Genomic DNA, 13,328 nt, shown 5'->3' with positions numbered 1-13,328 from the left:
TACAGCGTCACAACAGGGCCGGGGCTTACCTTCGTGATCGCACCACGCACGCCGAAATCCTCCAGCGTGCTCTCAAGCAGATTCGCGTTCTGCTCCAGCGCCTCCGCCGAGATCAGGGGAGCCGACGATTTCTTGGGCTCCGCGAGCAGGCTCAGCTGCGGCAGCTGATATTTTTCTTCGTCGAGAAGCGAAGGCTGCGCCTCACGTGCCATGCGCTTGCCGGGTTTCGGCGCGGTCGGGGCAGGCCCGACGCGGGCCGAGACGGGCTCGGGCCGTATGGCGGCGCGAGGCACCGGCTGGGCCATGGGCTCGTCGTCATACGAATCGTCCTCATCCTCATAAGCCGGAGCTGCCGCAGGTGCGGTTCGCGAGGCGCGGCCAAGGGGCGCATCGAGCACGGGCTCGCGGCGCATGGCGCCGTCCCGACTTGCGCGACGGGGCTGTGGTGCGGGCTCGAAATCCTCGTCTTCTGCTGGCGCATGGCGCTTCTCGCTCCAGCGGCGCGCCGTGGCGCGAAGGCTCATGACGCCATGAGCGAGCGCGCCCAGGGACACGATGCCCCAGCCGGGCTCGTCGTGGGTGATTTCCTCGGCTTCGTCCCAATCTGCGATCTGGCGGCGCCTGACCGGGCGCGGAGCCTCTTCCTCCTCGGGTTCCTCGTGGTGCCGCTCCTCGTTGGGGCTGAGGCCACAGGCGGCTGTGAGGCTCAGAATAGCGATGCCGGCGAAGAGGAAACCGAGAACCGCGCTGGCCGAGCCGTTGGACAGGCCCGTGATGGCTTTTGCGCCGGTGAGGATCGCGTCGCCCGCGACGCCGCCGAGGCCCGTCGGCAGAGGCCATCGGTCGGTGGCGGGCATGGCGCTCGCGAGCGCCGTGGCGGCGCCCACGCCCATCACCCAGAGGGCAAAGCGCAGCTGCAGGCGGCCGAGCTCGCCCGATTTCATGAGACGCCAGCCCCAGAGCGCCAGCGGCAACACCGCGGCGATGGCGCCAAGGCCCAAAAGCTGCATCAGCAGGTCGGCGATGATGGCGCCGGGCCAACCGAGCAAGTTGTGAACAGGAAGATCGGTGGCGTTGTTGAGGCTCGGATCGTCCACCGACCAAGTGGCGAGCGCCACCGCCACCGCGCCCGCGACAGCGACGAGGCACAGGCCGGTCAATTCCTGCGTCCGACGGGCGATGAAGGCCCGCAAGCCGCTGAAAAGGCCGTCATAGGCGGAAGAGGAGGGACGGCGTGCCGTACGCATCAAACCACTCTGAAAACCAGATAAAATGAGACGATCTTGCCCCGAGTTTAGAGGGAGGCGGGTTAAGGGCCTATTAACCCTAGCGCATCGTGTGAAAAGCGACCCCGGTTTTCCCCACGAGGCACCGTGAAAAATGAGCATCGGACCCAAAAGTGGACACCACTTTTGGGTCCGATGCTCTGGGGGCTTTTGCGCAGTTGACGGCAAGGGCGGGAGAGACCAGTGTCCCGGCCATGATGCGCAAGGGCACGATCATGGCTTTCAAGCGCGCCGTTCTCACGGCGCTCATGGCCTATGCGCTCGTGCTGCAGACGATTCTCGTCTCGCTCAGCGGTGCGGCCCATGCGGCGGAAGCGGCGGGTCGTCAGGGCATCCTCTGTCTTGAGTATGGCCGGACCCAGCCCGATCACGGCCCGGCAACGACACATGACGGACTGTGCTGCACCTTGAGTTGCCATGGCACGGGACCGTCCGGGCCTGCCCCTGAGACAGCCTCAGCCGAACGACGGCTCGACCCTGTTGCCCTCAGCGTGCGCGCGCCGGTTGATGCTTTCCTGATCCGCCTTTCATCGAACGTTCTGCCTGTCGGATCGCGCGCGCCACCGCGCCTCGCCTGATTGCCTCCTCAACAATCACGCGAATCCTCACAGGATATTTTCCATGTCGTCGTCTCGTTCCCGCGGTGCGCTTGTCGCCGCTCTCGCTATTCTTTCCACGCCTGCTCTCGCCCATGTCTCCTTCGAGACGGCGCAGACCACGCCGAATTCTACATTCAAGGCGGTTCTGCGCATCCCGCACGGCTGCGATGGTCAGCCCACTCTGAAGGTTCGTGTGCGCATTCCTGAAGGTATTGTCGCTGTCAAACCCATGCCCAAGGCGGGCTGGAAATTGGGGGCAACGAAGGGCGCTTACGTGCGCGCCTATCAGGTGCACGGCGAAACCGTCTCCGAGGGCGTGACCGACATCGTCTGGACCGGCTCGCTCGACGATGGCTTCTATGACGAGTTCGTGTTCCAGGCGCGCTTCACCGATGCGTTCCAGCCGGGCGCGACGGTTTACTTCCCGGTGGTGCAGGAATGCGAGAAGGGCACCGAGGAATGGGTGCAGGTCCCTGCCGCCGGCGAGGATCCGCATCATCTCGCTTCGCCCGCACCGGGCGTGAAGATCGTTGCGGCGGCAAACGCATCGCCGGCGGCGCAGCATGCCGGCACGCTAACCATTGAGCAGCCCTGGTCGCGCGCAACGCCTGCTGGCGCGAAGGTGGGTGGCGGATACCTGCGCATCACCAACAACGGAAAGGAAACCGACCGCCTGATCAGCGGCTCCTTCCCCATCGCTTCGCGCGTAGAAATGCACGAGATGGCGATGGAAGGCGATATCATGCGCATGAAGCCGGTGCAGGGCGGGCTCGAGATCAAGCCCGGCGCGACCATCGAGCTGAAGCCCGGCGCAGGTCATCTCATGTTCATGGACTTGAAGGAGCCCTTGAAGGAGGGGCAGACGGTGAAGGGCACGCTCATCTTCGAGAAGGCCGGAACCGTCGATGTGGAATACATCGTGCGCGGCATGGGCGGTGCTGCGCCTGCTGCGACGGAACACAAGCACTGAGCAAGGGGAAAACGATGGCTTTCAAACGCTCTCTTCTCATCCCGCTCGTGGTGTTTCTCGCAGGCCTCGGCATCCTGCTCGGCACCGCATTGTTCATCTTCCAGCCGCAGCAACAGCAGAGTGCCGGACGTGTCCCCATTGGCGGACCGTTCCGTCTGACCTCGCATGAGGGCAAGCCGTTCACGGATGCGGATCTGAAAGGAAAACCCTTCGTGGTGTTCTTCGGCTTCACCCATTGTCCGGAAGTGTGCCCGACCACGCTCTACGATCTCACGCAGGATCTGGCGTCCCTGGGTTCGGATGCCGACAAGCTGCGGGTCGCCTTCATCACCGTCGATCCCGCCCAGGACACACCGGAACTGATGAAGACCTATCTCTCTTCCTTCGATCCGCGCATCGTGGGTCTGACCGGAACGGAGGAGGAGATCGCAGCCGTCGCGAAGGCCTACAAGATCTTCTACCGGAAGGTGCCGACCGACAATGGCTACACGATGGATCACTCCGCCACCATCTTCCTCATGGACAGCAAGGGCGAATTCTACGGCACGTCGAACCTTCAAGAGACGGCCGAGATCCGTCGTTCGAAGCTGAAGCAGTTGATCAGGAACGGGTGAGCCGTTCTTCGTCATGGCCGTCCCCGGACTTGATCCGGGGATGACTGCGGAGAATTCGAATACAGATAGGCGGTTTGAATGAGAAAAGCTCCGGCCTTTCGGACCGGGGCTTTCCGTTTCGCGCCTGTGGAAGGCTTCGTTGTTGCATCGCCCGATGGAGGGTCTCAAGTCCCCGGACGATGCAGATTATTCAGCTTAGTAGTTGTAGGCGCGCTCGCCGTGGTCCGCGAGATCGAGGCCTTCGCGCTCTTCGTCCTGCGTGACGCGCAGGCCGATCACCAGATCCACGAGCTTGTAGAGGATCGCGGAGCCGACGCCCGACCACACCAGGGTGAACAGCACGGCCTTCACCTGCGCCCACACCTGGGTGCTGAAGGCGTATTCGGCGACCGTGAGCGAGCCGGGATTCGCGACGTAATCCGCGACGCCCGCGCCGCCGAGAGCCGGGTTCACCAGGATGCCCGTGCCGATGGCGCCGATGATGCCGCCCACGCAGTGGACGCCGAACACGTCGAGCGAGTCGTCATAGCCGAAGGCATTCTTCACGGTGCTGCAGAAGAAGAAGCACACCGCGCCGGCAACGAGGCCGAGAACGATCGAGCCCATGGGACCTGCGAAGCCCGAGGCCGGGGTGACGGCGACGAGGCCGGCAACCGCACCCGACGCGAGGCCGAGCAGCGAGGGCTTGCCCTTGATCGCCCATTCCACGAACAGCCAGGAGAGGCCGGCCGCAGCGGTGGCGACGAAGGTGTTGATCATGGCGAGGGCGGCAGTGGCGTTGGCCTCGAGGTTCGAGCCGGCGTTGAAACCGAACCAGCCGACCCACAGAAGCGCGGTGCCGATCATGGTCATGGTGAGCGAGTGCGGGGCGATCAGGTCGCGGCCGTAGCCGATGCGCTTGCCGAGCATCATGGCGCCGACGAGGCCGGCGATGCCCGCATTGATGTGCACCACGGTGCCGCCTGCGAAGTCGATCGCGCCCCACTTGAAGAGCAGGCCCGCATCGCCGGTCACGGCATCGAGGGCAGCCTGAGCAGCCTCCTTGTCGGTGGCGCCGGCAAGAGCGCTGGCTGCGGTCGCAATCGCGTCCGGGCCGGCCCAGTACCAGACCATGTGCGCGATCGGGAAGTAGATGAAGGTCAGCCACAGAACGGTGAAGACTACGAGAGCGGAGAACTTCATGCGCTCGGCGAAGGCGCCGACGATGAGCGCAGGCGTGATCATCGCGAACGTCATCTGGAAGCAGACATAGACGAGCTCGGGGATCACGACGCCGTTCGAGAAGGTCGCCGCAACCGTGTTCACGTCGACCCCCTGCAGGAAGGCCTTGGAGAAGCCGCCGATGAAGTCGTTGAGGCCGCCACCGTTGGTGAACGCGAGGCTGTAGCCGTAGAACACCCAGATCAGGCAGGCCAGGCACGCGATGGCGAAAACCTGGGTCAGCACCGAGAGCATGTTCTTGGTGCGCACCAGACCGCCGTAGAACAGCGCGAGACCCGGCAGGATCATCAGGAGAACCAGGATGGACGACAGCATCACCCAGGTGGTGTCGCCCTTGTTGGGCACGGGCGCGGCTGCTGCGGCATCTTGGGCGAGAGCCGGATCAACCGCCAGGAGGCCAAGCCCCAGCGCGCCGAGCGCGGTCAGGAAAAGAGGACGGAACTTCATCGAATTCAAACTCCGAAGAAAACAGAAGGGGTGAGCATCAAAGGGCGTCGGAATCGGTCTCGCCCGTGCGGATACGGACCGCTTTCTCGATGGGCGTAACGAAGATCTTGCCGTCGCCGATCTGACCTGTGCGTGCGGCTGCCGTGATCGCATCGATCACTTGCGACACGAGGTCGGACGGCACTGCGACTTCGATTTTGATCTTCGGCAGGAAACTCACGGCATATTCGGCGCCACGATAGATTTCCGTGTGGCCCTTCTGCCGTCCGTATCCCTTCACCTCGGTCACGGTAAGCCCGTGCACGCCGAGGGCGGTGAGCGCGTCACGCACCTCCTCCAGCTTGAACGGCTTGATGACCGCCATCACGATTTTCATGGGTCTGGCCCCCTTTGAGACGCTGGCCTGGCAGTTCAGGCCGTGATTTCCACATGAACCCGCCCCTGAAGGCGGTGTCGGGAAGGGGATATGCAATGGTCGTGCCAAACCTTTTCAGGCATGAGGAGGCAACCCTGCCTCTTTCGGAGGCAGGCGCGAAATGGTCAGAAAACGCCCAGTTTGCTTAAATTGTAAGCAGATGCCGTTTTAGGCAGAGCGGTCGCGGATAAGGCCTTCCTGAGCGACCGAAGCCACGAGGGTGCCGTCCTGCTTGAAGATCAGGCCGCGGGAGAAGCCGCGGGCACTGCCGGCATTCGGGGTATCCTGCGCATAGAGCAGCCATTCGTCGGCACGGAAGGGGCGGTGGAACCACATGGCATGGTCGAGGCTCGCCGCCTGGACAGTCGGGTCGAACACCGTCCGGCCGTGGGGAATGAGCGACGTATCGAGGAGCGTCATGTCCGAGGCGTAGGCCAGCACGCATTGGTGGATCGCCGGATCGTCGGGAAGGCGGCCCGTGGTCTTGATCCACACATGGAAGCGCGGCTCGCCCGGCTCGCGCGAGGTATAGCGCTTGATCTCCACGGGGCGGATCTCGAGGGGGCGCTCGCGCTCGTAATAGGTGCGCATGGGCTCCGGCATCTGGAGCAGCAGACCGCCCTTCACCTCTTCCTCGGAGGGAAGCTCGTCGGGGCCGGGCACTTTCGGCATTTCGGCCTGGTGCTCGAAGCCGCCTTCATCGATCTGGAACGAGGCCGACATGGCGAAGATGGCTTGGCCGTGTTGTGTCGCCACCACGCGGCGGGTCGTAAAACTTTTGCCGTCGCGGATGCGATCGACATCGTAGATGATCGGCACCTTGGGATCGCCCGGCAGCATGAAATAGCAGTGGAGCGAATGAGGATGGCGCCCGTCCACCGTGCGGGTGGCGGCCACCAGCGACTGGCCAATCACTTGCCCCCCAAAGACCCGCTGCCATCCGCTCTTCGGGCTCTGGCCTCGAAACAGGTTCACTTCGAGCTGTTCGAGGTCGAGAATGGAGAGAAGGTCTGTCACGGCGCGGGACATGAATCGGTCATCCTCATCAAAGGGGAGCGTCATCCATCGGCGAGCAACGGGCGAAGGTCAAGCTTGACGCTGGTCAATGGATCGCTGACACCCAACGTATAACGTTCGAGAAAGATTGAGTTGAGGAGAAAAGGGATGGGTGCAGGAGCGGGCATGGAGCGGTCGCGCATTGTCATCGCAGGCGGCGGATTGGCCGGTCTGTCCCTCTCGCTCGCCCTCAAGCGCGCGCTGGGCGACGATGTCGATGTGGTCATGTGCGATCCGGCGCTCAGCCGCGATCCGCACGGCGACCGGCGCTCCTTCGCCATCGCGGCGTCGGCGCGGCGGATGTTCGAGGCGCTGGGCCTTTGGGACAAGGTGGCTGACAAGGCTCAACCGATCCTCGACATGGTGATCACCGATTCCAGTTTGCAGGATCCGGTGCGCCCCACCTTTCTCACCTTCGAGGGCGCGGTGGAGGGCGAAGTCTTCGCCCATATGGTGACCTCCGGCGACCTGACGGCGCTTCTGCTCGACGCCTGCCGGGACATCGGCGTGAACCTGAGGCCCGAGGGGGTGAAGGGCTTTTCTGTCCGAGGTGCGCGGACGGACGTGATGCTGGCGGGAGGCGAGACGATCTCCGCAGCGCTTCTCGTGGCTGCCGATGGCGCGCGCTCGCGCCTGCGCGAGCAGGCGGGCATCGGCTGGATCTTCTGGCCTTACAACCAATCCGGCATCGTCGCGACGATCTCGCATGAGCGCGATCACGAGGGCAGGGCAGTGGAGCATTTCCTGCCGGCCGGCCCCTTCGCCATCCTGCCCCTCAAGGACGAGGTGCTCCCTGACGGCGCCGTGCGGCACCGCTCCTCCATCGTCTGGAGCGAGCGCAGCGGGAACGTGCCGGCGCTTTTGGAATCGCACCCTGAGGACCTGCAGGCGGAGCTCGAGAAGCGTTTCGGTCTGCAGCTCGGCAAGATCGCGTTCGAGACCAAGCCGCAGGCCTATCCGCTGGCCTTTGGCGTCGCACGCTCCTTCGTGGGCGAACGTCTCGCGCTCCTGGGCGATGCAGCTCACCTCATTCACCCGATTGCTGGTCAGGGCCTGAATCTCGGTCTGCACGACGCGGCGGCGCTGGCGGAGATCATCACAGACGCCATGCGTCTCGGCATGGATCCGGGCAGCCCTGATGTGCTCCTGCAATACGAGCGCGCCCGTCGGGCGGACATCACGGCCATGGGAATCATGACGGACGGCTTGAACCGGCTCTTTTCCAACGACCTTTTGCCGGTGCGCCTGATCCGCGATTTCGGCTTGGGGCTCGTCGATCGGATGCCGGGCCTCAAGCGCTTCTTCATTCGCGAGGCGGCGGGCTTGAGGAGAGAGGATGCCCCCCGCCTGCTGAGAGGCGAGGCGCTCTGAGCGGAAATTGGGAGCTTACCTGCACGGGATCTGGGGCACGCCTTAACGGAAGATCGCGGCTTTTTGCCCTGCTGACGCTCTTCTCAGCCATGGGAGAAGCCTGTTCTAGTTGGGGTGCCTGGGTCCTCTCGGGAAAGCGCGGCGATTCTGGATGATTATAACGAGAAATTTGCGGTCCGGGCTCTTCCCGATCTTCATGAAATAACGTATCAAATTTGGCCATCAATCCTTTGCTCTTCGGAAGAGACCCATGGCCGACTATTACTTCGATCCTTCTAATCTCCCTACCGTTTTTGGGACCGACGGAAGCGTGACCCTGAATGCAGGCACCGCGTTCTTCGGCGTGACGATTTACAACAGCACTGCGGCAGGAGACGCGATCAATGCGACTGGAATCCAGGACATCACAATCATCCCGGGTGTGACCATTCGTGGCCAGAATGACGGCATCAATTTTGCGGCGGCGGGCACCTCGACCAGCGCGAACAGGATTTTCAACGGCGGTGGGTTCATCTCGTCCGTGACCGGCGCCGGCATCTATTTTGCCGCTGGTGGGGACGGCATCGTCACAAACCAGGGTACCATCGTCGGCGCGACCGGTATCAAGATGGATGGCGACGGGAAGCTCGAGGTGCTGAATACCGGCACGATCATTGCCTCCGGCAAAGCCATCGTAAGCGGTGCCAGCCAAGACAAAGTGGTCAATGCCGGCTTGATCCGCTCCACGGGGCCTGAGGGAATCGCAATCGACCTGGGCGCGGGCGATGACATCTATGACGGCAGCGCCGGTGCCGTCATCGGCAGGATCGTGCTGGGCGCCGGCAACGACAAGGCCTATGGCGGCGCCGGTTCCGAGATCTTCGTCGGCGGAACGGGCAGCGATTTCATCGATGGCGGCGCGGGCAGCGACACGGTCGATTACTCGGGTGCGAACAGCGGCATTTCGGTGGATCTGTCGCAGACGGGCCAGCAACCCATCGGTGGCGGTTATGATTCCGATACGCTGGTCAACATCGAGAACATTATCGGCGGCGCCAACACCGATTGGATCAAAGGCAACGGCGCCGACAACATGCTCGAGGGCGGAGCCGGAAACGATACGTTCGAAGGCGGAGCCGGTAACGACACGCTCGACGGCGGCGAGGGCGACGATACCGCCAATTATTATGGGACCGCTGCGGTCAAAGTGGATCTCAGGCTCAATGGGTCGCAAAACACTTCAGGCTACGGCTGGGACACGCTGAAGGACATCGAAAACGTCAACGGCAGCAGCAACTGGGACACGATCGATGGCAGCAACGACCCCAACAGGCTCTGGGGCGGGAGCGGCAGCGACAGCCTCAATGGTCATGGCGGCAACGACACGCTTGAGGGTGCCGACGGCAACGATACGCTCGATGGTGGCGCAGACAACGACAGCCTTAGCGGTGGCATCGGCAATGACAGCCTCATCGGTGGAATCGGCATCGACAAGCTGATTGGCGATGCCGGCAATGATACCCTTTGGGGCGGCGACGGCAATGACACCCTGGAAGGCGGCGACGGCAACGATATGGCCGTCTTCACAGGCTCCAAAAACGACTACGCCATATCCGTGACAACCGGCAACGAGGATACCCTCTATACGGTTACGCATACGATCACAGGCGGAACAGGCGGTGAGGACAGCCTCAAGGGCACCCGTCTTTTGAAGTTCCTGGGGGCGAACGCGACGGATGCGAGCGACGATGAGATTTACGCTCTCACCAACTCCGCGGCTCCGGCCACCGTCAGCATTTCGGGCAGCGGCGTTACCGAAAACAGCGCCGTCGACACTGCAGTCGGCGTCCTCTCCGCCACCGATGCCGATGGCGATGCGCTGGCCTTCACCCTCATCGATGATGCCGGAGGCGTCTTCAAGCTGGATGCCGATGGTAAGACCATCCGCGTCAAGAACAAGGATCTCCTCGATTACGACACGCACTCCACCTTCACCATCAAGGTCAAGGTGAGCGACGGAATCAAGAATCTCAGCGACGGCGCCATGGTCGGCACGGCTGAGAGAGATGTCGTCATCAAGCTCATCAACGTATACGAGGACGCTGCCGTCATCCGGTATGGAACGAGTGCCGGCGAGCAGGTCGTCGGCGAATACGGCAACGACAGGGTCTACGGCCTTGGCGGAAACGATCAGGCCTTCGGACGAAAGGGCAACGATCTTGTCGATGGCGGCACGGGCAACGATTACGTCATCGGCGGAGATGGGGCTTCCGGCACCGGATTGATCGGCACCGGCAACGACACGCTTTATGGCGGCACCGGCAACGACAGCCTTTTCGGCGGTGACGGCAACGATGCCCTCTATGGCGGCACCGGCAGAGACGCTCTGTATGGCGGCACCGGAAGCGATACTTTCGTATTCACCGCGTCGCTGACGAGCGCGAACATTCAGTCCATCGACGACTTCAATCCCACCTACGATACGATCAAGCTGTCCCGGTCCATCTTCACCAAGATCGCCACGGGAACGCTTTCGGCCAGCGCGTTCGTGGTGGGTGACCACGTGAAGGACAAGTACGACCGGATCATCTATCTGAAATCGGCTGGCGCTCTGTTCTACGATCCGGATGGAACCGGCGCAGCCAAGGCGGTTCAGTTCGCGACGATCGACAAGAACCTGGTCCTCACCTACAGGGACTTCGTCATCTTCTGAGGATGTCCAAAACAAAAAGCCCGGCTCGCAGGAGCCGGGCTTTCAAGACGCAATGGCCGCGGACGCTCCGGCCATTTCTGTTTCAGCAGCTTACTTCTTCTTCGCGCGCTCGATGCCTTCGACGATGAGGCGGCGGGCTTCGGCTGCGTCGCCCCAGCGGATGATCTTGGCCCACTTGCCAGGCTCGAGATCCTTGTAGTGCTCGAAGAAGTGCTCGATCTGCTTGAGGGTGATCTCGGGCAGGTCGGTATGGTTCTGCACCCGGTCGTAGCGCTGGGTGAGCTTGCTCGACGGGACCGCGATGATCTTCTCGTCCTGGCCGCCGTCGTCCTCCATCACGAGCACGCCGACGGGACGCACGTTCATGACGGCGCCCGGCGCGATGGCGCGGGTATTGGCGATGAGCACGTCGCACGGATCGCCGTCGCCGGACAGGGTGTGCGGGATGAAGCCGTAATTCCCGGGATACCGCATGGCGGTATAGAGGAAGCGATCAACGAAGAGCGTGCCCGACTCCTTGTCCATCTCGTATTTGATGGGCTCGCCGCCGAGCGGCACTTCGATGACGACGTTCACGTCCTCAGGCGGGTTCTTTCCAGTCGGGATCGCGTCAAGGCGCATGGAACTGTTCTCCGGAACAAGGATCGAGACATTGCCTCAGTGAAAGGGATGCCGCTTCACCGATCAATGCAGCAAAAGGAAGCCCTCCGGAGCGGTCCGGCTTGACGGTTCCGGATGCCGCTCGCTGAGGCTTGGGCGCTTCCTAGCCGGACTGCGCGCCTGCAACAAGAAGCAAAAAGGGTTTTCAGCGAAAGAGATAGGCGACTTTCGCAAGGGGTGTGCCGCCGATCCGCTCCTCCACCTGGGCGATGCTGCGCCCGCCAAGCCCCTCGTAGAAGGCGCGGGCGCGCTCGTTCTCGGCCAGAGCCCACACGGCTACCCGCGGCATGTCGCTGTGGCGCAGGTCGTTGAGAACCGCCTTGAACAGCCGCCGCCCAAGCCCAATCCCCTGATACTCCGGCAGGAGATAGATCTCGTCGATCTCGCCGTCCGCCGGCAGGGCGCGGTCGCGGCAGCGGCCATAGGAAGCGTAGCCTGCGATGCCCTGGCCGATATCCAGCACCACGAGGGGACGGCCGCGGGTCACCGTGGAACGCCACCAGCGCTCGCCGCGGCGGGCGAACATCTTGTCGAGGGTCACGCCGGGAATGATGCCCTGATAAGCCTCGCGCCAGGCGGCATCGAACACCCTGGACAGGGCCGGGGCGTCGTCGGGCTTGGCGTGACGGATACTGACGAGGAGGTCGCTCATGGCTTTAAGGCAATTGTCTTGAGGAGCAATGGAAAGAGCTTCGCAGGATCGTGGTTAACGGCGCGTTAACACGCACGTCGCTCCGCAGCACGGAAGCCAAGCCTTATAAGGAATTCTCTCGTCGGCAAGGATGGGCAAAAGGACGCAAGCGGGGAGTGTGCTCTCACACATTCCAGATACTTGCCAGAAGAGAGATGTGCTATAAATGCAAGGTTACAACAATCCAACGGGCCTTCATAGACTGGCTGCAAGGACAGGATCCCGCTGCTGACTCCCTGCCCGGTCAGAGCGGCAGCAAAGGTACAGCTCATGACCAGCACCATCAATACTATCGTCACCACGCCGGTATACGACTCCAGCACCGAGGATTTCCTCATAACAGCCAATGGCGGCGTTGATGTTTCTGGCGCCTACGCTCTGCGGTTAGTAGGACAGGCCGCAACCCTCGACGGATTCATTCGAAGTGGAGGGGCGGACGCGGTGATAATGGCTCAAAACCAGGAGCAATCTTCTTCGCTCACCGTCAATACCACTGGCTATGTCATAGGAAGATCCAACGCAATAACCGCTGCCGCCGGCTCAACCATCATCAACGCCGGAGCGATACTAACCTTAGGCTATGGCAACAGCCAATACTCTTCCGCCATTTATGTTGGCGGAGCTAACATCACCATCTCGAATTCGGGAACAATCGAAGCATTGCAGGGCACGGGCATATCTACCCAAAGCCCTGGGCAAGTTGATATTACGAACAGCGGCTATATCAAAGGCCAGACAGTGGCTATTCGGGCTGGTGACGGCGCTGATATCGTCAGGAACAGCGGGCTCATCGCATCCGAAACTCCCTTTGCAATCGACTTTTTTGGTGGCTCCGACACATACGACGGCCGCAATGGCGGCATTGTGAGGGGCCTGATCAATCTCGGTGGTGATGCTGACCAGGCCTTTGGCGGAGAGAGTGGTGATAACATCTTCGGCGGCTCCGGCAATGATTGGCTCGACGGGGGCCTCGGCGCGGATACTCTCAACGGGGGTAGCGACTGGGACGTCGCATCCTACATCACCATGGCGGCGGCCTCAGGCGGCATCACCGTCGATCTCACCACCAACCAGAACGGGGGAGCCGCCGCAGGCGACAAGTTGCTCAACATCGAGGTGGTGCAGGGCACGAACTTCAACGATGAGATCACCGGCATCGACGGCAACGGCGTCGAGCTCCTCGGTGAGGCCGGCAACGACAGGCTCTTCGGCAAGAGTGGCAGCGACATCCTCAAAGGCGGTGTCGACAACGACATGCTGGACGGCGGCAGCGGCACCGACAAGATGGAGGGCGGCTCAGGCAACG

At 62.5% G+C, this 13,328-nt stretch carries 12 protein-coding genes; 6 read left to right on the top strand and 6 right to left on the bottom strand.

Annotated features, from left to right (window positions below):
- Nucleotides 1-1,247: DNA translocase FtsK 4TM domain-containing protein (locus AA309_RS29140; protein WP_047192523.1), on the bottom strand; the 1,247-nt coding region annotated here is incomplete at its 3' end.
- A 152-nt stretch (nt 1,248-1,399) separates the two neighbouring features.
- On the opposite strand from AA309_RS29140, the gene AA309_RS29135 reads away from it, so the two are divergent.
- Genes AA309_RS29135 through AA309_RS29125 form a run of 3 tightly spaced genes read left to right on the top strand, consistent with a single transcriptional unit; the run spans nt 1,400 to nt 3,469 of the window.
- Nucleotides 1,400-1,864, top strand: a complete 465-nt coding sequence (locus tag AA309_RS29135) for a hypothetical protein (RefSeq protein ID WP_150117830.1) — start codon at nt 1,400-1,402, stop codon at nt 1,862-1,864.
- Between the two features lie 43 nt (nt 1,865-1,907).
- The gene (locus AA309_RS29130) at nt 1,908-2,855 is read left to right on the top strand and encodes a DUF1775 domain-containing protein (RefSeq protein WP_047192521.1); all 948 of its coding nucleotides are present in this window, start codon (nt 1,908-1,910) and stop codon (nt 2,853-2,855) included.
- Between the two features lie 14 nt (nt 2,856-2,869).
- The gene (locus tag AA309_RS29125; RefSeq protein ID WP_047192520.1) at nt 2,870-3,469 is read left to right on the top strand and encodes an SCO family protein; all 600 of its coding nucleotides are present in this window, start codon (nt 2,870-2,872) and stop codon (nt 3,467-3,469) included.
- A gap of 195 nt (nt 3,470-3,664) precedes the next feature.
- On the opposite strand, the gene AA309_RS29120 is transcribed toward AA309_RS29125, so the two are convergent.
- The 3 genes from AA309_RS29120 to tesB form a co-directional block, all read right to left on the bottom strand.
- On the bottom strand, nt 3,665-5,137 hold the full coding sequence (locus AA309_RS29120) for an ammonium transporter (protein WP_047192519.1): 1,473 nt from the start codon (nt 5,135-5,137) through the stop codon (nt 3,665-3,667).
- 37 nt (nt 5,138-5,174) lie between these two features.
- Nucleotides 5,175-5,513 (bottom strand): P-II family nitrogen regulator, encoded by a 339-nt coding sequence (locus tag AA309_RS29115; RefSeq protein ID WP_047192518.1) that lies wholly within the window; start codon nt 5,511-5,513, stop codon nt 5,175-5,177.
- A 207-nt stretch (nt 5,514-5,720) separates the two neighbouring features.
- Nucleotides 5,721-6,581 (bottom strand): acyl-CoA thioesterase II, encoded by an 861-nt coding sequence (gene tesB / locus AA309_RS29110; protein WP_047192517.1) that lies wholly within the window; start codon nt 6,579-6,581, stop codon nt 5,721-5,723.
- A 135-nt stretch (nt 6,582-6,716) separates the two neighbouring features.
- Here tesB and AA309_RS29105 point away from each other — a divergent pair, with 135 nt between their 5' ends.
- Nucleotides 6,717-7,979: a ubiquinone biosynthesis hydroxylase gene (locus AA309_RS29105; protein WP_047192516.1), complete on the top strand. Its 1,263-nt coding sequence runs from the start codon at nt 6,717-6,719 to the stop codon at nt 7,977-7,979.
- A 250-nt stretch (nt 7,980-8,229) separates the two neighbouring features.
- On the top strand, nt 8,230-10,671 hold the full coding sequence (locus AA309_RS29100) for a calcium-binding protein (protein ID WP_047192515.1): 2,442 nt from the start codon (nt 8,230-8,232) through the stop codon (nt 10,669-10,671).
- 90 nt (nt 10,672-10,761) lie between these two features.
- Here AA309_RS29100 and ppa read toward each other — a convergent pair whose 3' ends face one another.
- Both ppa and AA309_RS29090 read right to left on the bottom strand, forming a co-directional pair.
- Nucleotides 10,762-11,292 carry an inorganic diphosphatase gene (gene ppa / locus AA309_RS29095; protein ID WP_047192514.1) on the bottom strand — a complete coding sequence of 177 codons (531 nt, stop codon included), beginning with the start codon at nt 11,290-11,292 and terminating at the stop codon, nt 10,762-10,764.
- Nucleotides 11,293-11,476: 184 nt separating this feature from the next.
- Complete coding sequence (locus AA309_RS29090; protein ID WP_047192513.1) at nt 11,477-11,983, bottom strand: GNAT family N-acetyltransferase; 507 nt, start codon at nt 11,981-11,983, stop codon at nt 11,477-11,479.
- Between the two features lie 309 nt (nt 11,984-12,292).
- On the opposite strand from AA309_RS29090, the gene AA309_RS32665 reads away from it, so the two are divergent.
- Nucleotides 12,293-13,328 (top strand): calcium-binding protein (locus AA309_RS32665; protein ID WP_150117829.1); only part of this gene is annotated, 1,036 nt, incomplete at its 3' end.

The sequence above is a fragment of the Microvirga vignae genome (assembly GCF_001017175.1).
In the GTDB taxonomy this organism is placed as follows: Bacteria; Pseudomonadota; Alphaproteobacteria; order Rhizobiales; family Beijerinckiaceae; genus Microvirga; species Microvirga vignae.
The sequence above is the reverse complement of the archived record's forward strand: the minus strand, read 5'-3'. Positions and strand labels throughout refer to the sequence as shown.

Excerpts from the sequence above, each read along its gene's own strand:
- AA309_RS29130 (WP_047192521.1), top strand. The coding sequence starts at position 1,908 with ATGTCGTCGTCTCGTTCCCGCGGTGCGCTTGTCGCCGCTCTCGCTATT.
- AA309_RS29125 (WP_047192520.1), top strand. The coding sequence starts at position 2,870 with ATGGCTTTCAAACGCTCTCTTCTCATCCCGCTCGTGGTGTTTCTCGCA.
- AA309_RS29120 (WP_047192519.1), bottom strand. The coding sequence starts at position 5,137 with ATGAAGTTCCGTCCTCTTTTCCTGACCGCGCTCGGCGCGCTGGGGCTT.
- AA309_RS29115 (WP_047192518.1), bottom strand. The coding sequence starts at position 5,513 with ATGAAAATCGTGATGGCGGTCATCAAGCCGTTCAAGCTGGAGGAGGTG.
- tesB (WP_047192517.1), bottom strand. The coding sequence starts at position 6,581 with ATGTCCCGCGCCGTGACAGACCTTCTCTCCATTCTCGACCTCGAACAG.
- AA309_RS29105 (WP_047192516.1), top strand. The coding sequence starts at position 6,717 with ATGGGTGCAGGAGCGGGCATGGAGCGGTCGCGCATTGTCATCGCAGGC.
- AA309_RS29100 (WP_047192515.1), top strand. The coding sequence starts at position 8,230 with ATGGCCGACTATTACTTCGATCCTTCTAATCTCCCTACCGTTTTTGGG.
- ppa (WP_047192514.1), bottom strand. The coding sequence starts at position 11,292 with ATGCGCCTTGACGCGATCCCGACTGGAAAGAACCCGCCTGAGGACGTG.
- AA309_RS29090 (WP_047192513.1), bottom strand. The coding sequence starts at position 11,983 with ATGAGCGACCTCCTCGTCAGTATCCGTCACGCCAAGCCCGACGACGCC.